This window comes from Escherichia coli (genome assembly GCF_036503815.1).
GTDB lineage: Bacteria > Pseudomonadota > Gammaproteobacteria > Enterobacterales > Enterobacteriaceae > Escherichia > Escherichia coli_F.
Genome location: NZ_AP027764.1, coordinates 4,722,171 through 4,743,641, shown reverse-complemented (window position 1 = coordinate 4,743,641; position 21,471 = coordinate 4,722,171). Strand labels below are relative to the sequence as shown.

Sequence of the window (21,471 nt, the reverse complement as noted above, 5' to 3'; positions counted from 1 at the left end):
TTTTTTTTATCCTCAATTTGCCTACTGCTTAATGCATTGCAGATGATTTGCTTCCGTTATACTACCGTCAGTTGATAGCGGGAGTATTTATGAATCAATCTTATGGACGGCTGGTCAGTCGGGCGGCGATTGCTGCAACGGCGATGGCTTCGCTGCTATTGCTGATTAAAATTTTTGCATGGTGGTATACCGGGTCGGTGAGTATTCTCGCCGCGCTGGTGGATTCGCTGGTGGATATCGGCGCGTCGTTGACGAATTTACTGGTGGTGCGATATTCCCTGCAACCTGCCGACGATAATCACTCGTTTGGTCACGGTAAAGCTGAGTCCCTCGCGGCGCTGGCGCAAAGTATGTTTATCTCCGGTTCGGCACTATTCCTGTTTTTGACGGGTATTCAACATCTGGTATCTCCAACACCGATGACAGATCCAGGCGTCGGGGTTATCGTGACAATTGTGGCGCTAATTTGTACGATTATCCTTGTCTCGTTTCAGCGGTGGGTGGTGCGCCGGACGCAAAGCCAGGCGGTGCGGGCTGATATGCTACATTACCAGTCTGATGTTATGATGAACGGCGCAATTCTGCTGGCGCTGGGGTTGTCCTGGTACGGCTGGCATCGCGCCGATGCTCTGTTTGCATTGGGAATCGGCATCTATATTTTATATAGCGCGTTACGCATGGGATATGAGGCGGTACAGTCATTACTGGATCGCGCATTACCTGATGAGGAACGGCAAGAAATTATTGATATCGTGACTTCCTGGCCGGGTGTTAGCGGCGCTCACGATCTTCGCACGCGGCAGTCAGGGCCGACCCGCTTTATTCAGATTCATTTGGAAATGGAAGACTCTCTGCCTTTGGTTCAGGCACATACGGTGGCGGATCAGGTAGAGCAGGCTATTTTACGGCGTTTTCCGGGATCGGATGTGATTATCCATCAGGACCCCTGTTCCGTCGTACCCAGGGAGGGTAAACGGTCTATGCTTTCATAATCAGTATAAAAGAGAGCCAGACCCGCATTTTGTGTATAAAATACCGCCATTTGGCCTGACCTGAATCAATTCAGCAGGAAGTGATTGTTATACTATTTGCACATTCGTTGGATCACTTCGATGTGCAAGAAGACTTCCGGCAACAGATTTCATTTTGCATTCCAAAGTTCAGAGGTAGTCATGATTAAGAAAATCGGTGTGTTGACAAGCGGCGGTGATGCGCCAGGCATGAACGCCGCAATTCGCGGGGTTGTTCGTTCTGCGCTGACAGAAGGTCTGGAAGTAATGGGGATTTATGACGGCTATCTGGGTCTGTATGAAGACCGTATGGTACAGCTAGACCGTTACAGCGTATCTGACATGATTAACCGTGGCGGTACGTTCCTCGGTTCTGCACGCTTCCCGGAATTCCGCGACGAGAACATCCGCGCTGTGGCTATCGAAAACCTGAAAAAACGTGGTATCGACGCGCTGGTGGTTATCGGCGGTGACGGTTCCTACATGGGTGCAATGCGTCTGACCGAAATGGGCTTCCCGTGCATCGGCCTGCCGGGCACTATCGACAACGACATCAAAGGCACTGACTACACTATCGGTTTCTTCACTGCGCTGAGCACCGTTGTAGAAGCGATCGACCGTCTGCGTGACACCTCTTCTTCTCACCAGCGTATTTCCGTGGTGGAAGTGATGGGTCGTTATTGTGGCGATCTGACCCTGGCTGCGGCCATTGCCGGTGGCTGTGAATTCGTTGTAGTTCCGGAAGTTGAATTCAGCCGTGAAGACCTGGTAAACGAAATCAAAGCGGGTATCGCGAAAGGTAAAAAACACGCGATCGTGGCGATTACCGAACACATGTGTGATGTTGACGAACTGGCGCATTTCATCGAGAAAGAAACTGGTCGTGAAACCCGTGCAACTGTGTTGGGCCACATTCAGCGTGGTGGTTCTCCGGTGCCTTACGACCGTATTCTGGCTTCCCGTATGGGTGCTTACGCCATTGAACTGCTGCTGGCAGGTTACGGCGGTCGTTGTGTAGGTATCCAGAACGAACAGCTGGTTCACCACGACATCATCGACGCTATCGAAAACATGAAGCGTCCGTTCAAAGGCGACTGGCTGGACTGCGCGAAAAAACTGTATTAATGATTTCGGAAAAAGGCAGATTCCTTTAGCCTGAAACCGATGACAGAAGCAAAAATGCCTGATGCGCTTCGCTTATCAGGCCTACATGAATTCTGCAATTTATTGAATTTGCAAACTTTTGTAGGCCGTGTAAGGCGTTCGCGCCGCATATGGCATGGACAAAGCGCACTTTGTCAGCAATATGAGGCGGATTTCTTCCGCCTTTTTAATCCCCCAACATATACCCGCAAGTTATAGCCAATCTTTTTTTATTCTTTAATGTTTGGTTAACCTTCTGGCACGCTTTGCTCATCACAACACAACATAAGAGAGTCGGGCGATGAACAAGTGGGGCGTAGGGTTAACATTTTTGCTGGCGGCAACCAGCGTTATGGCAAAGGATATTCAGCTTCTTAACGTTTCATATGATCCAACGCGCGAATTGTACGAACAGTACAACAAGGCATTCAGCGCCCACTGGAAACAGCAAACTGGCGATAACGTGGTGATTCGTCAGTCACACGGTGGTTCAGGCAAACAAGCGACGTCGGTAATCAATGGTATTGAAGCTGATGTTGTCACTCTGGCTCTGGCCTATGACGTGGACGCAATTGCGGAACGCGGGCGGATTGATAAAGAGTGGATCAAACGTCTGCCGGATAACTCCGCACCGTACACTTCCACCATTGTTTTCCTGGTACGTAAGGGCAATCCGAAGCAGATCCATGACTGGAACGATCTGATTAAACCGGGTGTTTCGGTGATCACGCCTAATCCGAAAAGCTCTGGTGGCGCGCGCTGGAACTACCTGGCTGCCTGGGGCTACGCGCTGCACCACAACAACAACGATCAGGCAAAAGCGCAGGATTTTGTTCGGGCACTGTATAAAAACGTCGAAGTTCTGGATTCTGGCGCGCGCGGCTCCACTAACACTTTTGTCGAGCGCGGAATTGGCGATGTACTGATTGCCTGGGAAAACGAAGCTCTGCTGGCAGCGAATGAACTGGGGAAAGATAAATTCGAAATCGTCACGCCGAGTGAGTCTATCCTCGCAGAGCCAACCGTGTCGGTGGTCGATAAAGTGGTTGAGAAAAAAGGTACTAAAGAGGTGGCGGAAGCCTACCTGAAATATCTCTACTCGCCAGAAGGTCAGGAAATTGCCGCGAAAAACTACTACCGTCCGCGCGACGCTGAGGTAGCGAAAAAGTACGAAAATGCGTTTCCAAAATTGAAGTTATTCACCATTGATGAAGAGTTCGGCGGCTGGACGAAAGCGCAAAAAGAGCATTTTGCTAACGGCGGTACGTTCGATCAGATCAGCAAACGCTGATTTCCACAGGATAATTATCAAACCCGGTGGTTTCTCGCGACCGGGTTTTTTATTTGTCACGATTTTGCGTTACCCTTGCATCTCTTTGAGGTACAGGGAAAAAAAGATGAAAAAAGCGGGTCTTCTTTTTTTGGTGATGATAGTTATCGCCGTTGTGGCTGCTGGTATTGGTTACTGGAAATTAACCGGCGAAGAGTCGGATACATTACGTAAGATTGTCCTTGAGGAATGTTTACCCAATCAGCAGCAAAATCAAAATCCTTCGCCATGTGCGGAAGTCAAACCCAATGCCGGATATGTGGTTTTAAAAGACCTCAATGGTCCACTGCAATATCTGTTGATGCCAACGTATCGTATTAACGGTACTGAAAGCCCTTTGTTGACCGATCCTTCTACGCCTAACTTTTTTTGGTTGGCCTGGCAGGCGCGTGATTTTATGAGTAAAAAATATGGGCAGCCGGTTCCCGATCGCGCGGTTTCTTTAGCGATCAACTCTCGCACCGGGCGTACGCAAAACCATTTTCATATTCATATCTCTTGTATTCGTCCTGATGTGCGCGAACAGCTGGATAACAATCTGGCGAACATCAGCAGCCGCTGGTTGCCACTGCCAGGTGGTTTGCACGGGCATGAATACCTGGCGCGTCGGGTAACGGAAAGCGAACTGGTACAACGCAGCCCATTTATGATGCTTGCAGAAGAAGTGCCTGAAGCGCGGGAACATATGGGAAGCTACGGGCTGGCGATGGTGCGGCAGAGTGATAATTCGTTTGTGTTGCTGGCGACACAACGAAATCTACTGACGCTGAACCGTGCTTCAGCCGAGGAAATCCAGGATCATCAGTGTGAGATTTTGCGTTAAGGCGAGGAGTTAAGGAAAGTAAGTGCCGGATATGAAATCCGGCACCTGTCAGACTTAAGCCTGTTTAGCCGCTTCTGCAGCTTTAACGATCACTGCGAAAGCGTCAGCTTTCAGAGAAGCACCGCCAACCAGCGCGCCGTCGATGTCTGGCTGAGCAAACAGTTCTGCAGCGTTAGACGCGTTTACAGAGCCGCCGTACTGGATGATCACTTGTTCAGCGATGTTAGCGTCAACTTTAGCGATGTGGTCACGGATGAATTTGTGAACAGCCTGTGCCTGCGCCGGAGTTGCCGATTTGCCAGTACCGATTGCCCATACTGGTTCGTAAGCGATTACCGCACCTTCGAATGCTGCAGCACCCTGAGTTTTCAGTACCGCGTCGATCTGACGTGCACAAACTTCTTCAGTTTTGCCCGCTTCGTTTTCAGCTTCGGTTTCACCGATGCACAGAACCGGAGTCAGACCCTGCTCTTTCAGCACCGCGAATTTTTTCGCGATCAGTTCGTCAGACTCTTTGTGGTAAGTACGACGTTCAGAGTGGCCGATGATGATGTACTGTGCGCCGATGTCTTTCAGCATAGCAGCAGAGGTTTCACCGGTGAATGCGCCGGACAGGTTCAGGTCCACGTTTTGCGCACCCAGCATGATGTGGCTGCCTTCAGCTTCGCGCTTCGCCATATCGATGTACATTTCCGGTGGTGCGATTGCAACCGCACAGCCAGCAACACCTGCCAGCTCTTTACGCAGGTTAGAAACCAGCTCGTGAACCATGTGGCGGCTGCCGTTCAGTTTCCAGTTACCCATCACTAAAGGATGTCGCATTTTAATTCTCCACGCTTATAAGCGAATAAAGGAAGATGGCCGCCCCGCAGGGCAGCAGGTCTGTGAAACAGTATAGAGATTCATCGGCACAAAGGCTTTGCTTTTTGTCATTTATTCAAACCTTCAAGCGATTCAGATAGCGCCAGCTTAATCGGTTCAACAGCGAAGGTCAGCCCCTTTTCGCCGTTGTCCGCGACAACATAACGCAGTGCACCTTCGGTCTCGGTGTAATAACGTTTGTTTTTCCCCGCCGTTAGTAGCGACTGCAGTTTTTTCTGGCTTTGTGTTTTGGTCATTAATGGGGTGAGTGTGCGGATCACCGCTGCCATGTATTCCTGAGCTTTCGCTTTCGCGGCTTTTTGCTCTGGCCCCTGGATGGGTAGCCAGGTCATTTGAATGCTTTTGATTTTTAAGGTACCGCGCTCCAGCGCTGTAGAAGCATACAAGTTCTCATTAATTTTACTGGCAGCACGAGTGAGATTGGCTTTGTCGGGACTGCTGTCGATGGCACGAAATTCGTTCAGTGGCAGGCTGGGATTCTGGCTGTTAAAGTCTTCTCGAAACTGGCTGATGGAGAGATCGAAAGTAGGGGCTCCAGCCAGCAGATAAGGCGCGGTCGTTGCCGTATCTGGTGTTTGTGCATGCGCCGCTGTTGTAACGGTTAATGCAGAACATAAGAGAAAAAACAGCGTACACCCTGGCTTCATTGACAGTACCTTTTGTTATGACTGGCTCCGATTAAAACGATATCTGTCGCCCTTGTCAAAAGGGTAGAATCCTGGAAAAGACAACCATCAAGGAACTTACATGACCATACAGCAATGGTTATTTTCATTTAAAGGGCGTATTGGACGCCGTGATTTCTGGATTTGGATAGGCCTGTGGTTCGCAGGCATGCTGGTGCTTTTCTCACTGGCGGGTAAAAATTTACTCGATATTCAGACCGCGGCGTTTTGCCTTGTGTGCTTGCTTTGGCCAACAGCGGCAGTAACCGTTAAGCGCTTGCATGATCGCGGGCGTTCCGGCGCATGGGCATTTCTGATGATTGTGGCGTGGATGCTGCTGGCGGGTAACTGGGCGATTTTACCTGGTGTCTGGCAATGGGCGGTGGGGCGTTTTGTCCCGACGTTGATTCTGGTGATGATGCTTATCGATCTTGGTGCGTTTGTTGGCACACAAGGCGAAAATAAATATGGTAAAGACACTCAGGATGTGAAGTATAAAGCCGACAATAAATCAAGTAATTAACCTTTAATATATCTCTTACTGCTATTTTTTTCCGGGTTTGTTATTTCCACGTTGAAAATGACAATGCCCGGAAAATCCTTCTGATCTCTTCACCTTAAGCAATATCAAAAAAAATGGTAATCCATAAGATCATTACTTGTTTGTTCTTCCCTTAACGGCGCATTATTCTTAAGTCGTAATCGACAGAGAGGCGAATATACAGAGGTGCCCTATGAAAGATGTCGTAGATAAATGCAGTACTAAAGGATGTGCGATTGATATCGGTACGGTGATTGATAACGACAACTGTACCAGTAAGTTTTCGCGCTTTTTTGCCACCCGCGAAGAAGCAGAGTCCTTTATGACTAAACTGAAAGAGCTTGCCGCCGCTGCATCCTCTGCGGATGAAGGGGCCAGCGTGGCCTATAAGATTAAGGATCTGGAGGGGCAAGTTGAGCTTGATGCGGCCTTCACCTTCTCATGCCAGGCCGAGATGATTATTTTTGAGTTATCACTGCGTTCGTTAGCTTGATGGAGTTGCTTTAGAAGGAGTTAAACATGGCTTATAAACACATTGGCGTGGCAATTTCCGGGAATGAAGAAGATGCCTTACTGGTGAATAAAGCCCTGGAGCTCGCCAGACATAATGATGCTCACCTGACGTTAATTCATATTGATGATGGCTTAAGCGAGTTGTATCCGGGTATCTACTTCCCTGCAACAGAGGATATTCTTCAATTGTTGAAGAATAAGTCGGATAACAAGCTGTATAAACTGACGAAAAATATTCAATGGCCGAAGACAAAACTGCGTATTGAACGTGGGGAAATGCCGGAAACACTGCTGGATATTATGCAACAAGAGCAGTGCGACCTCCTTGTCTGTGGTCATCACCACTCATTTATCAACCGTTTGATGCCGGCATACCGCGGGATGATCAATAAGTTGAAAGCGGATCTGCTCATCGTGCCGTTTATCGATAAGTAACCGCTTACCAGTAATGCTCCGCTGTCATATGGCCCGGTCGACGACGTAAATGTTTCGTCATCTGCCGGGTTTCTTTTAGCAACTGTTGCGTATCGCGAACCATCTGTGGATTGCCGCACAGCATCACATGGCTGGTTTCTTTATCCATCGGCAAGCCCACCGCACTTTCCAGTTCACCACTTTCAATTAACGCCGGTATTCGCCCGGTGAGCGAACCCGCCGCCGTTTCCCGACTGACCACCGTCTGAATGCGCAGTTTCCCTTCGTAGCGTTTTTCCAGTTCTTGCATCAGTGGCAGATAACTTAAGTCGGCGGCATAACGTGCGGCGTGAACCAGAACCAGATTTTTGAAGCGATCTAAATCTTTGCCCAGTTGCAGAATTGATAAATAAGGGCCAATCGCTGTACCGGTTGCCAGCATCCACAGTGTTTCGCAGTCAGGGACCTCATCCAGCACAAAGAAGCCAGCTGCTTCGCTAACCACCTGTACTTCATCGCCCGGTTTCAGTGCCGCCAGTCGTGGGCTTAATTTTCCATCGGGGACGGTCACCAGGTAAAACTCCAGATCGGGATTATCAGGAGAGTTAACGTAGGAATAGGCACGCTGGACGCGTTCGCCGTCAATTTCAAGGCCTAGTTTGGTGAATTGCCCGGCAGTAAATGGAAGCACGGGAGCGTGAACGGTGAGACTAAACAGGGCGTCGGTCCAGTTCTGCACTTTAGTGACTTTGCCTGTTACCCAATCAGCCATGTTTTTCTCCTGTTTTGATTGACTTGCCTTATCTTCGTTCTCCGAACAAAAAAATTCCAGTCCCGAAGGACTGGAAGGCTCAATCGATCAAATCACTCAGAGAATGTGCACCTGCATTTCCGGGTCTTTACGATCCAGATAGTGGATGGATTGAATGCGACGAATGGTGCGTGATTTACCGCGGATCAGCAGTGTTTCGGTGGTGGCGATATTGCCTTTGCGGCTAATACCTTCCAGCAGATCACCTTTGGTGATGCCAGTGGCAGAAAAGATGACGTTGTCGCTGCGCGCCATATCGCCCAGACGCAACACTTTACCCGCTTCGATGCCCATCGCTTTGCAGCGCGCCAGCTCCTGCTCGCCAATGCGGCGATTTTCTTCGTTGTCGCCTTTGACGTCATGACGTGCCAGCAGACGACCATTCATGTCGCCATCTAATGCGCGGATCACCGCCGCAGAAACCACGCCTTCCGGCGCGCCACCAATACCGTACAGCACGTCAACTTCGCTGTCTGGCATACAGGTGAGAATTGAGGCTGCCACATCGCCATCCGGAATAGCAAATACGCGCACGCCGAGTTGCTGCATTTCTGCGATAACGGCATCGTGGCGCGGTTTTGCCAGAATCGTTACCGTCAGTTCGCTCAACGGTTTGCCGAGCGCCGCCGCAACATTGCGCAGGTTATCCGCCAGCGGCAGGTTCAGATCAATGGTGCCTTTGGCTCCCGGTCCGACGATCAGCTTCTCCATATACATATCTGGCGCGTTGAGGAAGCAGCCTTTATCGCCTACTGCCAGCACCGCCAGCGCGTTAGCCTGGCCCATCGCCGTCATGCGCGTGCCTTCAATCGGATCAACAGCAATATCTACCGCATCACCGCGACCGGTACCGACTTTTTCACCAATGTAGAGCATCGGTGCTTCGTCGATTTCACCTTCACCAATGACGATGGTGCCGTCAATGTTGACCTGGTTGAGCATAATACGCATGGCGTTAACCGCCGCGCCGTCCGCGGTGTTTTTATCGCCGCGTCCTAACCATTTGTAGCCAGCCAGCGCCGCAGATTCGGTGACGCGGGAAAATTCGATGGCAAGTTCTCGTCTCATAGCAAACTCTAAGCAGTAAGGAATGGCGCGAAGTGTAGCACAGGGGAAGGGCAGGATTATTGATGTGTGCGGGGGTTGCCCCCGCACGATTTCAGAGTCTACGACATGCCAGATGCGGCGTGAACGCCTTATCCGGCCTACACAAAATGGCATCGGCTCGTAGGCCTGATAAGACGCGTAAGCGTCGCATCAGGCGATCAGTATCAGGCAATTGGTTCAGATGCCTGATATTACTCGTCGTGTTCTTCCCACGCCATCGCGCGTTTGACCGCTTTTTTCCAGCCAGCGTAACGGTAATTACGCTCGGTGGTTTCGATGCCAGGACGGAACTCGCGCTCAATCACCGCTTTCTCTTGCAGCTCGTCAAGATTCTGCCAGAAGCCTACCGCCAGACCGGCAAGATAGGCCGCACCCAATGCGGTGACTTCGCGTACTTCCGGGCGTTCAACGCGCGTGCCGAGAATATCGGACTGGAACTGCATCAGGAAATTGTTCGCCACTGCGCCGCCATCCACGCGCAGGGCGTGCAGACGAATACCAGAATCGGCCTGCATCGCTTCCAGCACGTCACGCGTCTGATAAGCAATAGACTCCAGCGTCGCGCGTATAATGTGGTTAGCGTTCACTCCACGAGTCAGACCGAAAATCGCCCCGCGCGCATACGGATCCCAGTACGGCGCACCCAGCCCGGTAAACGCCGGAACCACATACACACCGTTGGTATTTTGTACTTTGGTGGCGAAATATTCGGAATCGTAGGCGTCATTAATCAGCTTCATCTCATCACGCAGCCACTGAATGGATGCGCCCGCCATAAACACCGCACCTTCCAGCGCATAGTTTACTTCGCCAGTTGGGCCACAGGCGATGGTGGTCAGCAGGCCGTTTTCTGATTTCACCGCTTTCTCGCCGGTGTTCATCAGCATAAAGCAGCCAGTGCCGTAGGTATTCTTCGCCATCCCTTCTTTCACGCACAACTGACCAAACAGCGCCGCCTGCTGGTCACCGGCGATCCCGGAGATTGGAATACGCGTGCCGCCTTTGCCGCCAATGTTAGTCTGACCGTACACTTCGGAAGAACGACGCACTTCTGGCAGCATCTCGCGCGGAATATCCAGCACTTCCAGCATTTTGTCGTCCCAGTCCAGGGTATGGATGTTGAACAACATGGTACGAGAGGCGTTGGTGTAATCGGTCACATGGACACGGCCCTGAGTCATTTTCCAGATAAGCCACGTATCCACCGTACCAAACAGCAATTCACCACGACGTGCACGCTCGCGAGAGCCTTCCACATGGTCGAGGATCCACTTCACTTTGGTGCCAGAGAAGTACGGGTCAATCACCAGACCGGTATTGCTGCGGATATAATCTTCTAAACCGTCACGTTTTAAATGCTCGCAGATTTCTGCGGTACGACGACACTGCCAGACAATAGCGTTATAGATAGGCTTGCCGGTTTCTTTTTCCCAGACAATAGTGGTTTCACGCTGATTCGTAATACCGATAGCTGCAATTTGATCGGAACTGATATCGGCTTTCGCCAGCACTTCTACCAGCGTGGAGCTTTGGGTGGCCCAGATTTCCATTGGGTCGTGTTCTACCCAGCCTGGTTTTGGGTAGATTTGCTCAAATTCGCGCTGTGACACGCTAATGATATTGGCATCGTGATCCATTACGACCGCGCGGGAGCTGGTGGTGCCCTGGTCGAGCGCAACGATATATTTTTTTTCAGTCATGTTTAATTGTCCCGTAGTCATATTACAGCGAAGCTTTTTGTTCTGAAGGAGTTGTGGTCTCCTTTTCTTCCACAACACAGATATCGCAAGGCAAATGGCGACCAATCAGTTTGCGATAGGCAAATGCACCTACAATCGCGCCAACGATAGGGCCAAAAAGCGGCACCAGGAAGTAAGGAATGTCTCTGCCGCCGGTAAAGGCGACATTGCCCCAGCCCGCCAGCCAGGCAAAGACTTTCGGACCGAAGTCACGCGCTGGGTTCATGGCAAAGCCCGTCAATGGGCCCATAGATGCGCCAATGACCGCAATCAGTAGACCAATCAGCAAGGGAGCCAAAGGGCCGCGTGGTACACCGTTGCCATCGTCCGTTAACGCCAGGATCAGCCCCATCAGAATAGCGGTAATCACCATCTCAACTGCGAAAGCCTGCACAAAATTGATATGAGGATTAGGGTAAGTAGAGAAAGTGCCAGCCAGATCAACACTTTCAACGCTGCCGCGAACAATGTGATGAGTCTGCTCGAAGTCGAAAAATAAATTGTAGTAAAGCCCGTAAACTAAAGCCGCAGCGCAGAAAGCGCCGGCAACTTGTGAAACGATAAAAGGAATAACTTTGCGCTTGTCGAAACAGGCAAACAGCCACAATGCAATGGTAACAGCGGGGTTAAGATGCGCGCCGGAAACCCCTGCGGTCAGGTAGATGGCCATTGCCACCCCCAGTCCCCAAATGACACTGATTTCCCACTGACCAAAAGACGCACCAGCGACTTTTAGTGCTGCAACGCAACCCACACCGAAAAAAATCAACAACCCGGTACCGAGGAATTCAGCAATGCACTGGCCTTTCAAGGTTGATGTTTGACTCATAATCGGATCCTGAAGAGTTAATGTTTGTTGTATGCGTGAAAGTCACGGACCTCCACGATGCTTGTAGGCATGCTGTAAACTTATCGTTAACGAGCAAAAACGAGAAATATCGAACTTAAAATGTGTGTGCTTCGTCATAAAATGAGCGTTATCGCGCCATTTATTCCATCTGATTGTACATGATGCATGTTTGTTAGATCATTCGCGCAACAAATTTATTAACATTTTCGATTTGCGTGGATTATGTCTCCAGGAGAAGGATGAAAAGTGTGGCAAACCGTAATCTGCAAGGCGTGCCGCTGGACAGCGATGGCGCGGCTTCATACAATCGGAGCTAACTAAAGTGCGCTCGTATTTATTAAGGCGTCACCGGTAATCGGGACGAGGATTTTTATCCATCAACGCCTTGCAATTCAGGAGAGGTATGACAATGTCATTAGAAGTGTTTGAGAAACTGGAAGCAAAAGTACAGCAGGCGATTGATACCATCACTCTGTTGCAGATGGAAATCGAAGAGCTGAAAGAAAAAAACAACTCACTGTCGCAGGAAGTTCAAAATGCCCAGCATCAGCGCGAAGAGCTGGAGCGTGAGAACAACCATCTGAAAGAACAGCAGAACGGCTGGCAGGAACGTCTGCAGGCCCTGCTGGGTCGCATGGAAGAGGTTTAATCTCTTCCACGCAGAGGCGCCGCAAGGCGCCTTATTTTTTACTTCACTGCATTTTTAGCGGAAAGCATAATCTCCATCGCCTGTTGGCGATATTTATCTGCCGTATCTGGCGCCATTAATGCAATGATCCCCACAGCCCTGGGGGTGTCTTCAAGATAAACACTGATGGTTCTTTTCTGCTGACCATCAAAATTTATCAACACATCCTGATACTTACAGGTGAAATGTTTGGCATTACAATCATGAAACTGGAAGGCTTCCTCATTGTATTGATCCTTGAGATTGTCTCGCTGCTTCTTCTTTAACGCTTCCAGCGGGTCATCGGCGCTACGTCCTGCGGGCAGGCGGAAAGCAGAAATGAAGACGCTATTATCCTCACTTCTTATATCAATGGTTTTATTAGTACTAATGGAAACCGTATTCCAGTGTCGGTTCGGGATAGTCACGGTTATCGCAGCATTCTCAAAGGTATATTGCCACGGGGTAAACATACGAAACGTATTGCCGACTTTGGATAAAAGCAGGATTCCCAATACCCAACAGCACCCGCGAGTAAAACTGGCGAAGTTACGTTTTTTTTTAATAAATGCGCACAGAATACCTGACACAAGCACGGGAAGTAACAACGGCCCCAGAAATACTGAACCGATATACTCGCCAACCATGCCAGGATCTCCAGACAGTAGGTTGCTGTGCTGAAGATGACTAAGAAAAGTAGTTATTATCCATAGTATTAATAAGATAACGTATCTCATATCAATCCCTTATTATATAATACGTTCGCTACTAACGATGATTCATATCCCTATTCCCAGAATAGTTAATTTACCATATAGCATTAATTTTTAATGCTGCATATTTTTATGAAATGATTTATCGATAATTAATTTATATTGTCAGATGTGAACTATTGATATTTAAAATGAATTAAATAAAAACAAACGATAGTCTTTATGAATATTTTGCATATAAAAAAGGGGAATTTAATTCCCCTTTTAACGCATGGCAGGTACTTATTCAATATCCAGCGGATCTTCTGAAAGAATAATCCCGGTATTGTCGGCATAAAGATGGTCACCGGAGAAGAAGGTGACGCCGCCAAAATTAACGCGGACATCGCTTTCGCCAATGCCTTCGCCAGCGGCACCGACTGGAATTGCTGCCATCGCCTGGATGCCGATATCCAGCTCTTCCAGGTCATCTACCTGACGCACCGCGCCGTAAATGACCAGGCCTTCCCATTCATTTTGTACTGCCAGACGCGCCAGCTCAGCATCGACCAGTGCGCGACGAACAGAACCACCGCCATCAACGACGAGAACACGACCACGGCCATTCTGTTCGAGCAGATCGTACAGCAACCCGTTGTCCTCGAAACATTTTACCGTGATTATTTGTCCGCCAAACGACGCCCGTCCGCCAAAGTTGGAGAACAGCGGTTCCACGACGTTAACATCTTCTTGATAGATGTCACAAAGCTCGGAAGTATCGTATTTCATAGGCTTAACATTCAGTTGCTGCGAGAATTTTCAGTATATCGCGCTATGTGAGCTGTTGGCAAAATCATCAATTATTAATTGATATTTGTCAGTTATGCTGCCCACTGGCTTAGGAATATCCCTAAAACAAACAGCAGGTTAGTCAGTAACGCTCCCTTGACAGTGCGTTCCAGCATCGGTCGCATCGCCACCGGGTCCATTTCCCGCATCACATAACGGGCTTGCTTCACCAGTAATGGTGCCGCCAGCAGGAACAGCCAGCCCCACAGGCTATGCAGTGAAAAGAGATTAAACAGCGCCAGACACACCAGAGAGCCCATCAGCAGGCAGGCATGGTAACGACGCGCGTTCACTTCACCTAAGCGCACTACCAGCGTGTTTTTGCCATTCTCGCGGTCGCTATTGATATCACGCAGGTTATTAATGTTCAGAACCGCTGTTGCCAGCAGGCCACAGGCGGTCGCCGGAAGGATCAACGCCGGAATCAACGTATGAGCCTGTAAATACCAGCTGCCCATGACGCTTAACCAGCCAAAGAAAACCAGTACGGAAATATCACCCAGACCGATATAACCATAAGGACGATTGCCCACGGTGTAGGTGATAGCGGCAATGATCGACAACCCGCCAAGAATCAGGAAGCCGACAAAATCGGCCAGCGTATGGCACGCCACTGCAACCAGTGCCAGCCCGGAGAGACAGATGAGCACGACGGTAATAATGAGCGCCCGTTTCATCTCTTGCTGGGTAATGACCCCTTTTTGCATGCCACGTAGCGGGCCAATGCGGTCAGGTTTATCGCTGCCTTTTACTGCATCGCCGTAATCATTAGCGAGGTTAGAGAGAATTTGAAGCAGTCCGGCGGTAATCAGTGCCAGCAGGGCGACCAGCGGATCGAAGTGACCTTGCCACCATGCCAGCGCCGTCCCGACGATAATTGCAGCAAAGGCGAGGGGGAGGGTTTTAGGTCGTAAACTTTCCAGCCACGCCTGAGTTCGGCTAATTTGTTGTTCAGTCATAATACGCGCCAATAAAAATGGGGCCTTTCAGCCCCATCAAACAATGATGAAAATGATTGAACGCGATTATAGGATAAAACGGCTCAGATCTTCATCTGCCACCAACGCATCCAGATGTTTGCTCACATAATCTGCGTCAATAGTGATGGTTTGACCGCTTAAATCGCTGGCGTCGTAGGAAATCTCTTCCATTAAACGCTCCAGAACAGTATGTAAACGACGAGCACCGATGTTTTCGGTAGATTCGTTCACCTGCCATGCTGCTTCCGCGATCCGCTTAATACCGGAGTCGGTGAACTCGATATTTACGCCTTCAGTCGCCATCAATGCTTTGTACTGCACGGTGATAGAGGCATTCGGTTCGGTCAGAATACGCTCGAAGTCGCTGGTGGTCAGTGCCTGCAGTTCAACGCGGATTGGCAGACGACCTTGCAGTTCCGGGATCAGGTCAGACGGTTTCGCAATCTGGAACGCGCCAGAAGCGATAAACAGAATGTGGTCAGTTTTGACCATCCCGTGTTTGGTGGAAACGGTGCAACCTTCTACCAGCGGCAGCAGGTCACGCTGAACACCTTCACGAGAAACATCCGGACCGGAAGACTCGCCGCGCTTACAGATTTTGTCGATTTCGTCGATAAACACGATCCCGTGCTGTTCAACGGCGTCGATAGCGTCTTGCTTCAGCTCTTCCGGATTCACCAGTTTCGCCGCTTCTTCTTCAATCAGCAGCTTCATGGCGTCTTTGATTTTCAGCTTACGCGCTTTTTGTTTCTGACCACCCAGGTTCTGGAACATGGACTGCAGCTGGCTGGTCATCTCTTCCATTCCCGGAGGCGCCATAATTTCAACGCCCATCGGTGCTGCGGCAAGATCGATCTCGATTTCTTTGTCATCGAGCTGGCCTTCACGCAGTTTTTTGCGGAATGCCTGACGAGCAGCGGACGGTTCCTGCTGTTGTTCGGTCTGTCCCCAGTTGTTTTTAGCCGGTGGGATCAGCACGTCGAGAATACGTTCTTCTGCCAGTTCTTCAGCGCGATAACGGTTTTTCTCAATAGCCTGGACGCGTACCATTTTCACGGCGGCATCGGTCAGATCGCGGATAATAGAATCCACTTCCTTACCTACATAGCCCACTTCGGTGAATTTGGTCGCTTCAACTTTGATGAACGGCGCATTCGCCAGCTTAGCCAGACGACGAGCGATTTCAGTTTTACCGACACCGGTCGGGCCGATCATCAGGATATTTTTCGGGGTCACTTCATGGCGCAGCTCTTCGTTAAGCTGCATGCGACGCCAGCGGTTACGCAGTGCAATCGCCACGGAACGCTTGGCGTTATCCTGGCCGATGATGTGCTTATCCAGTTCGCTGACGATTTCGCGTGGGGTCATTTCAGACATGGGAGATCCTTACGCTTTGTAGCTTAATTCTTCGATGGTGTGGAAATGGTTGGTATAGATGCAAATGTCGCCTGCAATATCCAACGCCTTTTCAGCAATTTCACGGGCGCTTAGTTCAGTGTTTTCTAACAGCGCGCGCGCCGCAGCCTGGGCGTAAGGGCCGCCGGAGCCGATAGCAATAAGATCGTTTTCTGGCTGCACCACGTCACCGTTACCGGTGATGATAAGCGATGCAGTTTCATCCGCGACTGCCAGCAGTGCTTCAAGTTTGCGTAACATGCGATCGGTACGCCAGTCTTTTGCCAGCTCAACGGCGGCTTTGACCAGATGGCCCTGATGCATTTCCAGTTTACGTTCAAACAGTTCGAACAGCGTAAAAGCATCCGCAGTACCGCCCGCAAAGCCCGCGATGACTTTGTCGTTGTACAGACGGCGGACCTTTTTCACGTTACCTTTCATTACGGTATTGCCCAACGTGGCCTGACCATCACCAGCGATGACCACATGGCCGTTACGGCGTACGCTTACTATAGTTGTCACGAGCTGACCCCTTGGTTACGAATACAGAGTACAAACCCCGTACAAAAGTACGGGGCATAATGCAATTATAGATGGGGGGGATTTTGAGGGTTTCAACCCCCGGTAGCGAGTCGAATACAGTTTGTATGACCCGCCATCTTCAGGCGATTCAGGGTGCCGTCGGCATTTTCTTTCCCTTTAATCGGGCCAATCACCACACGATTCCAGCCATTGTTGGTGGTAATTTTCGAGTCAAAGCCTTCGAACGCCAGCTGAGCTCGTACCGTCTCTGCCTGTTCCGCGCCTCGGAACGAACCGCACTGTACCATCCAGCGCCGCTCGTCTTTTTTCTCCGCCGTCGGTTTTGGCGCGTCAGCGGCCCGGCTAACAGGCGCGACTTGCTGTGACTTCGGCTGCGCCGCGGCAGTGTGTGCTGGCGTTTGCAGGAGATCCTGGTACGGCTGCTGAGCCGCCTGGCGAGTCTGCTGCGTCTGGCGCGGTGGTTGCTGCGCTTGCGCGGTACGCGGTTGTTGATATGCCTGCTCAGCCTGACGCTGCTGCTGTTGAGCCGCCTGAATCTGACGCTGTTGTGCCTGACGTTGAAGCGTTTGCTGACGCTGTTCCGGCGTCTGTTCATTCCATGGGACTTCAACCAGTTGCGTTGGTTGCTGGCGCATATCAGCCTGCATTTGTTCAAGAAGCTGACGTTGTTCTGGTGTCAGTTGCTCCGGCGTTTTCACTTCACCACCGGCAGAAGGTTCTGTTGGTGCACGCACACCCGGCTGGCGACTTTCCAGCTCTTTAATGTAGCGCCAGCGTTCTTCTGGTTTCGGTGGTAATCCGTTTCCGGTCACTTTCTGGCTTTGCAGCGTCTCGGACTCTTCTTTCTTGTGATGCGTAATGAAGTACAGACCACCGATAAAGGTCACAAGAACGGCGGCAGCAATAGCGACCATTGCGGGAGAAACCGCAGGCAGATTTCGTTGCTTTTTCCGTGAGGTGCTTTTTTTTCGCCGCGAAGGTGCCGGTTGGCTGCGGCGTACATAATCTCGTTGTGCCACTATCGTTTCGCTGTATTTATTCGTTCGTCAGCCCGCCATGTTACTTAAGCGGCGGGCCTTTGACCAGTCACGGCAGTCTTAAAGGTTTACTTTAAGGTAACGCGCGTGTTGATCCCCGGATGATAAGTTCGCAGTCCATTAAACGAGAGCCACTGCCAACGTGTTGCCCCTGCATTTGATCAAGCAATAACAGCATAGCTTCCCGACCGATTTCGTAACGCGGCTGCGCGATGGTTGTCAGCGGCGGATCACAAAATTGCGTCAGGTCGATGTTATCAAAACCGATTATGGACAGATCATCCGGGACTTTCAGCCCCTGGCGTTTTGCCTGAGAAAGTGCGCCGAGCGCCATTACATCGCTATGGCAGAAGACAGCAGTAGGCGGTTGCGGAAGAGCAAGCAGCTGTTGCATCGCGTTGCTTCCGGCTTCAAAGGAGAAGTCGCCCCGGGCGATGTATTGCGGATCAACCATAATGCCGCAGCGACGCAGCGCCTGAACGTAGCCTTGCAGGCGGTAGTGACACAGCGGCATCTCTTCGGGACCGGCTATACAGCCAATCCGTTTATGACCTTGCTCATATAAATAATTTACTGCATCAAATGCCGCGGTCAGATTGTCGATATGAACTGTAGGCAGCTCCAGTTCCGGCGCAAATTCGTTCGCCATCACCATCGGCGGCAGATTACGCTGTTCCTCAATGCTGGCATCAAACGGCAGCCTTGAACCCAGCAGCAACATGCCATCAATTTGCTTGGTGATGATCAAATCGATAAAGGTTTTTTCCTGCTGATTTTGATGCGCACAGTCGCCAATCAGCACCAGATATCCGTGATTTGCCGCCGTAACTTCGATACCGCGAATAATTTCGCTAAAGAAGGGATCGCAGATATCCGGGACAATCACCAGAATGGTGCGGGATTCATTACGTTTGACGTTGCGCCCCATAGGCTGCGGCAAATAACCTACTTCCCGGGCCGCTTTTTCAACCCGATTACGGGTGGCCTGGGAGACTTTATCGGGATTCATTAATGCTCGGGAGACGGTCGCTGTAGAGACTTTTGCCTTCAGGGCAACGTCTTTCATGGTCGCGGCAGTTTCCTGCTTCTTCGCTTTCACACTCACTCCTCGCCCGGCACGGCAGGCGTACTACTTCCATGTTTACTTCACATCGGCAACATTTTTAGCAGATAGCGCGTGAAAACGGTTACAGAATTTTCATGAAAAGTGTGATGAATATTGAATTTTTCGATCCGCCTCGCATCGTTTGCGCATTAGCCCTCGATGGGATCGACATCCAGCACCCATTTCACCTTACGGGAATCCGGTATTGTATTGATGAGCGCCAGCGTACCATTGATGATGTGCTGTAAGCGCACGCGGGAAGGGTGCTGCAACAAAATTTGCCAGCGCCAGCGACCGCCACGTTTCGGAGCCAGCGCCGGAACTGGGCCGAGAACCCACAGTTTGTCGTCCGCCAGTGGGCTGGAGAGGATGAGATTACGCAGTTGTTGCAGGAACAATGGCGCGTGCTGATTGTTATGATCTTCCGCACGCACAATCACATGGCTGGTCCACGGCGGCAGTTGCATCATGCGTCGTTCAGCCAGCGCCTGTTCGGCAAAGGCGTCGTAGCCTTTATAGAGCAATGTTTGCAACAGAGGATGTTCCGGATGGTGCGTTTGCAGCACCACTTCACCCTGTTTACCCGCACGCCCGGCACGACCGGCGACCTGGGTGTAAAGCTGGGCGAAACGCTCTGCCGAGCGAAAATCCGCAGAAAACAGCGCGCCGTCTACGTCCAGTAATGCCACCAGCGTCACATCCGGAAAGTGGTGACCTTTCGCCAGCATTTGCGTGCCGATCAAAATCCTCGCACCGCCGCGATGTACTTCCGCCAGTTGTTGTTCAAGCGCCCCTTTGCGGCTGGTGGTATCGCGGTCGATACGAGAAATGGGTACACCAGGGAACATTGGCGCGAGCGTCTGTTCAAGCTGTTCGGTGCCCAGCCCCACGGGTACCAGGTGCGTGGAGCCGCAGGAAGGGCACTGGCGCGGCACCGGGCGTTGGCTGTCACAGTGGTGACAGCGCAGATGGTGCTGCGCCTGATGCAGCGTGTAGTAATGATCGCAGCGCGGACATTCGGCGATCCAGCCGCAGTCATGGCACAGCAGGGCAGGTGCAAAACCCCGGCGATTAAGAAAGAGGATAACCTGGTTGTCGGCCTGTAAATGCTGGCGCATACGGGTGATTAACGCCGGAGCCAGACCAGCCTGCACCTTCTGACCTTTTAAATCCAGCACGTGTTGAATTGCCGGACGCGCATTCCCTGCCCGACGGGTCAGGCGTAGCAGGCGGTATTTTTTCTGCTGGACGTTGCATAACGTTTCCAGCGCGGGCGTTGCGGAGCCAAGAATAATTGGGATTTGCTCGCTGTGCGCGCGATACACCGCCAGGTCGCGGGCATGATAGCGCCAGCCTTCCTGCTGTTTGTAGGAACTGTCGTGCTCTTCATCAATGACAATCACACCGAGATTTTTAAACGGCGTAAACAGCGCGGAGCGGGTGCCGATCACAATCGCCGCCTCACCATTTTTCGCTTTCAACCACGCCGAAAGACGCTCGCTGTCGTTCAGGCCGGAATGCAGAACTTCCACTGGCGCATTAAACCGCTCACGAAAACGGGCAATAGTTTGCGGTGTCAGGCCGATTTCCGGCACCATCACCAGCGCCTGTTTGCCCTGAGCGAGCACGTTTTCCAGCACGCTTAAATAGACTTCCGTTTTACCGGAACCGGTAACACCCGCCAGCAGCCAGGCAGAAAAAGTATCTGCCGCGCTATGAATTGCGCCAACGGCGGTGGCCTGTTCGGTATTCAATCGCAACCGTTCACCAGAAACGGCATAGTTCGTGCGCCAGTCGCTAAACTCTGGTGTTTCACTTGCTAAATCACACAGACCTTTTTTGCGCAGCGCCTGCAACGCGGCATCATTAAATTCGAGCGTGGCAACCTGATCACGCCAGATTTTGCCTTGCCGTAACGCTGCCAGCGCCTGTTGTTGCTTGGGTGAGCGTTTCAGGCTGTTCAGATCCACCGCCTGACCTTGTTCAGTGGCAAACCAATACCACATCGGCGCGTTCGCCGCAGGCCGCCCCTGGCGCAGTAAAATCGGCAAGGCATGAAACAGCACATCGCCAATCGGATGATGATAGTAATCCGCCGCCCATAGCAGTAATCGCCAGACGGAGTGAGTAAATACCGGCTCAACGTCCAGCACTTCTACTACCGCTTTCAACTCGTTAAGCGGCAGCTCGCTGACGTCGCTAACTGACACCACAACCCCGATACGCTCCTGCTGTTTGCCAAACGGCACGCGCACGCGACACCCGGCTTTAACCGTCATGCCTTCTGGCAGCAGATAGTCAAAGGTACGAGGAAGCGGAACGGGCAAGGCAACGTGGGCAACGGGCATAGCATCATCCTGACTTGAAATTCGGTG

The 21,471-nt window shown here is 51.1% G+C and carries 22 protein-coding genes; 8 read left to right on the top strand and 14 right to left on the bottom strand.

The window, feature by feature from the left end:
• Nucleotides 1-89 precede the first annotated feature (89 nt).
• The 4 genes from fieF to cdh all read left to right on the top strand — a co-directional run bounded on the left by fieF (nt 90) and on the right by cdh (nt 4,306).
• Entirely contained in the window at nt 90-992 is a 903-nt protein-coding gene (fieF, locus tag AABJ99_RS22640; RefSeq protein ID WP_039021499.1) for a CDF family cation-efflux transporter FieF, read from the top strand.
• A 180-nt stretch (nt 993-1,172) separates the two neighbouring features.
• Entirely contained in the window at nt 1,173-2,135 is a 963-nt protein-coding gene (pfkA, locus tag AABJ99_RS22635) for a 6-phosphofructokinase (RefSeq protein WP_001318165.1), read from the top strand.
• Between the two features lie 319 nt (nt 2,136-2,454).
• The gene (gene sbp, locus AABJ99_RS22630) at nt 2,455-3,444 is read left to right on the top strand and encodes a sulfate/thiosulfate ABC transporter substrate-binding protein Sbp (RefSeq protein WP_001045689.1); all 990 of its coding nucleotides are present in this window, start codon (nt 2,455-2,457) and stop codon (nt 3,442-3,444) included.
• A 106-nt stretch (nt 3,445-3,550) separates the two neighbouring features.
• Nucleotides 3,551-4,306, top strand: coding sequence for a CDP-diacylglycerol diphosphatase (cdh, locus tag AABJ99_RS22625; RefSeq protein WP_001355351.1), 756 nt, complete (start codon nt 3,551-3,553; stop codon nt 4,304-4,306).
• 54 nt (nt 4,307-4,360) lie between these two features.
• Here the strand turns inward: cdh and tpiA are convergent, their stop codons facing one another.
• Entirely contained in the window at nt 4,361-5,128 is a 768-nt protein-coding gene (gene tpiA, locus AABJ99_RS22620; RefSeq protein ID WP_001216325.1) for a triose-phosphate isomerase, read from the bottom strand.
• Between the two features lie 107 nt (nt 5,129-5,235).
• Nucleotides 5,236-5,835, bottom strand: coding sequence for a YiiQ family protein (yiiQ, locus tag AABJ99_RS22615; RefSeq protein ID WP_000802214.1), 600 nt, complete (start codon nt 5,833-5,835; stop codon nt 5,236-5,238).
• Nucleotides 5,836-5,935: 100 nt separating this feature from the next.
• On the opposite strand from yiiQ, the gene yiiR reads away from it, so the two are divergent.
• The 3 genes from yiiR to uspD all read left to right on the top strand — a co-directional run bounded on the left by yiiR (nt 5,936) and on the right by uspD (nt 7,342).
• Nucleotides 5,936-6,376 (top strand): DUF805 domain-containing protein, encoded by a 441-nt coding sequence (yiiR, locus tag AABJ99_RS22610; protein WP_000155257.1) that lies wholly within the window; start codon nt 5,936-5,938, stop codon nt 6,374-6,376.
• Between the two features lie 211 nt (nt 6,377-6,587).
• A complete protein-coding gene (gene yiiS / locus AABJ99_RS22605) occupies nt 6,588-6,887 on the top strand; it encodes a DUF406 domain-containing protein (RefSeq protein WP_000655986.1) in 300 nt (99 codons plus the stop codon).
• A gap of 26 nt (nt 6,888-6,913) precedes the next feature.
• Nucleotides 6,914-7,342: a universal stress protein UspD gene (gene uspD / locus AABJ99_RS22600; RefSeq protein WP_000323553.1), complete on the top strand. Its 429-nt coding sequence runs from the start codon at nt 6,914-6,916 to the stop codon at nt 7,340-7,342.
• Nucleotides 7,343-7,346: 4 nt separating this feature from the next.
• Here uspD and fpr read toward each other — a convergent pair whose 3' ends face one another.
• The 4 genes from fpr to glpF form a co-directional block, all read right to left on the bottom strand.
• A complete protein-coding gene (fpr, locus tag AABJ99_RS22595; protein WP_000796321.1) occupies nt 7,347-8,093 on the bottom strand; it encodes a ferredoxin--NADP(+) reductase in 747 nt (248 codons plus the stop codon).
• Between the two features lie 96 nt (nt 8,094-8,189).
• Complete coding sequence (gene glpX / locus AABJ99_RS22590; protein ID WP_001250644.1) at nt 8,190-9,200, bottom strand: class II fructose-bisphosphatase; 1,011 nt, start codon at nt 9,198-9,200, stop codon at nt 8,190-8,192.
• A 230-nt stretch (nt 9,201-9,430) separates the two neighbouring features.
• Complete coding sequence (gene glpK, locus AABJ99_RS22585) at nt 9,431-10,939, bottom strand: glycerol kinase GlpK (RefSeq protein ID WP_000136788.1); 1,509 nt, start codon at nt 10,937-10,939, stop codon at nt 9,431-9,433.
• A gap of 22 nt (nt 10,940-10,961) precedes the next feature.
• On the bottom strand, nt 10,962-11,807 hold the full coding sequence (glpF, locus tag AABJ99_RS22580; RefSeq protein WP_000084268.1) for a glycerol uptake facilitator protein GlpF: 846 nt from the start codon (nt 11,805-11,807) through the stop codon (nt 10,962-10,964).
• 424 nt (nt 11,808-12,231) lie between these two features.
• Here glpF and zapB point away from each other — a divergent pair, with 424 nt between their 5' ends.
• A complete protein-coding gene (gene zapB, locus AABJ99_RS22575) occupies nt 12,232-12,477 on the top strand; it encodes a septal ring assembly protein ZapB (protein ID WP_001296623.1) in 246 nt (81 codons plus the stop codon).
• A 38-nt stretch (nt 12,478-12,515) separates the two neighbouring features.
• Here zapB and AABJ99_RS22570 read toward each other — a convergent pair whose 3' ends face one another.
• From AABJ99_RS22570 to priA, 8 genes are all read right to left on the bottom strand, one after another.
• Nucleotides 12,516-13,142, bottom strand: a complete 627-nt coding sequence (locus AABJ99_RS22570; protein ID WP_123057342.1) for a hypothetical protein — start codon at nt 13,140-13,142, stop codon at nt 12,516-12,518.
• A gap of 348 nt (nt 13,143-13,490) precedes the next feature.
• The gene (rraA, locus tag AABJ99_RS22565; protein WP_000872908.1) at nt 13,491-13,976 is read right to left on the bottom strand and encodes a ribonuclease E activity regulator RraA; all 486 of its coding nucleotides are present in this window, start codon (nt 13,974-13,976) and stop codon (nt 13,491-13,493) included.
• Nucleotides 13,977-14,068: 92 nt separating this feature from the next.
• Nucleotides 14,069-14,995: a 1,4-dihydroxy-2-naphthoate polyprenyltransferase gene (gene menA / locus AABJ99_RS22560; RefSeq protein WP_000139496.1), complete on the bottom strand. Its 927-nt coding sequence runs from the start codon at nt 14,993-14,995 to the stop codon at nt 14,069-14,071.
• Between the two features lie 66 nt (nt 14,996-15,061).
• Nucleotides 15,062-16,393 carry an HslU--HslV peptidase ATPase subunit gene (gene hslU / locus AABJ99_RS22555; RefSeq protein ID WP_001293344.1) on the bottom strand — a complete coding sequence of 444 codons (1,332 nt, stop codon included), beginning with the start codon at nt 16,391-16,393 and terminating at the stop codon, nt 15,062-15,064.
• Nucleotides 16,394-16,402: 9 nt separating this feature from the next.
• Nucleotides 16,403-16,933: an ATP-dependent protease subunit HslV gene (gene hslV / locus AABJ99_RS22550; protein WP_000208242.1), complete on the bottom strand. Its 531-nt coding sequence runs from the start codon at nt 16,931-16,933 to the stop codon at nt 16,403-16,405.
• Between the two features lie 92 nt (nt 16,934-17,025).
• Complete coding sequence (gene ftsN, locus AABJ99_RS22545; protein ID WP_039021498.1) at nt 17,026-17,973, bottom strand: cell division protein FtsN; 948 nt, start codon at nt 17,971-17,973, stop codon at nt 17,026-17,028.
• Nucleotides 17,974-18,064: 91 nt separating this feature from the next.
• Complete coding sequence (gene cytR / locus AABJ99_RS22540) at nt 18,065-19,090, bottom strand: DNA-binding transcriptional regulator CytR (protein ID WP_000644901.1); 1,026 nt, start codon at nt 19,088-19,090, stop codon at nt 18,065-18,067.
• A 155-nt stretch (nt 19,091-19,245) separates the two neighbouring features.
• Nucleotides 19,246-21,444: a primosomal protein N' gene (gene priA / locus AABJ99_RS22535; protein WP_338387458.1), complete on the bottom strand. Its 2,199-nt coding sequence runs from the start codon at nt 21,442-21,444 to the stop codon at nt 19,246-19,248.
• Between the last annotated feature and the right edge of the window lie 27 nt (nt 21,445-21,471).

Excerpts from the sequence above, each read along its gene's own strand:
- fieF (WP_039021499.1), top strand. The coding sequence starts at position 90 with ATGAATCAATCTTATGGACGGCTGGTCAGTCGGGCGGCGATTGCTGCA.
- pfkA (WP_001318165.1), top strand. The coding sequence starts at position 1,173 with ATGATTAAGAAAATCGGTGTGTTGACAAGCGGCGGTGATGCGCCAGGC.
- sbp (WP_001045689.1), top strand. The coding sequence starts at position 2,455 with ATGAACAAGTGGGGCGTAGGGTTAACATTTTTGCTGGCGGCAACCAGC.
- cdh (WP_001355351.1), top strand. The coding sequence starts at position 3,551 with ATGAAAAAAGCGGGTCTTCTTTTTTTGGTGATGATAGTTATCGCCGTT.
- tpiA (WP_001216325.1), bottom strand. The coding sequence starts at position 5,128 with ATGCGACATCCTTTAGTGATGGGTAACTGGAAACTGAACGGCAGCCGC.
- yiiQ (WP_000802214.1), bottom strand. The coding sequence starts at position 5,835 with ATGAAGCCAGGGTGTACGCTGTTTTTTCTCTTATGTTCTGCATTAACC.
- yiiR (WP_000155257.1), top strand. The coding sequence starts at position 5,936 with ATGACCATACAGCAATGGTTATTTTCATTTAAAGGGCGTATTGGACGC.
- yiiS (WP_000655986.1), top strand. The coding sequence starts at position 6,588 with ATGAAAGATGTCGTAGATAAATGCAGTACTAAAGGATGTGCGATTGAT.
- uspD (WP_000323553.1), top strand. The coding sequence starts at position 6,914 with ATGGCTTATAAACACATTGGCGTGGCAATTTCCGGGAATGAAGAAGAT.
- fpr (WP_000796321.1), bottom strand. The coding sequence starts at position 8,093 with ATGGCTGATTGGGTAACAGGCAAAGTCACTAAAGTGCAGAACTGGACC.
- glpX (WP_001250644.1), bottom strand. The coding sequence starts at position 9,200 with ATGAGACGAGAACTTGCCATCGAATTTTCCCGCGTCACCGAATCTGCG.
- glpK (WP_000136788.1), bottom strand. The coding sequence starts at position 10,939 with ATGACTGAAAAAAAATATATCGTTGCGCTCGACCAGGGCACCACCAGC.
- glpF (WP_000084268.1), bottom strand. The coding sequence starts at position 11,807 with ATGAGTCAAACATCAACCTTGAAAGGCCAGTGCATTGCTGAATTCCTC.
- zapB (WP_001296623.1), top strand. The coding sequence starts at position 12,232 with ATGACAATGTCATTAGAAGTGTTTGAGAAACTGGAAGCAAAAGTACAG.
- AABJ99_RS22570 (WP_123057342.1), bottom strand. The coding sequence starts at position 13,142 with ATGGTTGGCGAGTATATCGGTTCAGTATTTCTGGGGCCGTTGTTACTT.
- rraA (WP_000872908.1), bottom strand. The coding sequence starts at position 13,976 with ATGAAATACGATACTTCCGAGCTTTGTGACATCTATCAAGAAGATGTT.
- menA (WP_000139496.1), bottom strand. The coding sequence starts at position 14,995 with ATGACTGAACAACAAATTAGCCGAACTCAGGCGTGGCTGGAAAGTTTA.
- hslU (WP_001293344.1), bottom strand. The coding sequence starts at position 16,393 with ATGTCTGAAATGACCCCACGCGAAATCGTCAGCGAACTGGATAAGCAC.
- priA (WP_338387458.1), bottom strand. The coding sequence starts at position 21,444 with ATGCCCGTTGCCCACGTTGCCTTGCCCGTTCCGCTTCCTCGTACCTTT.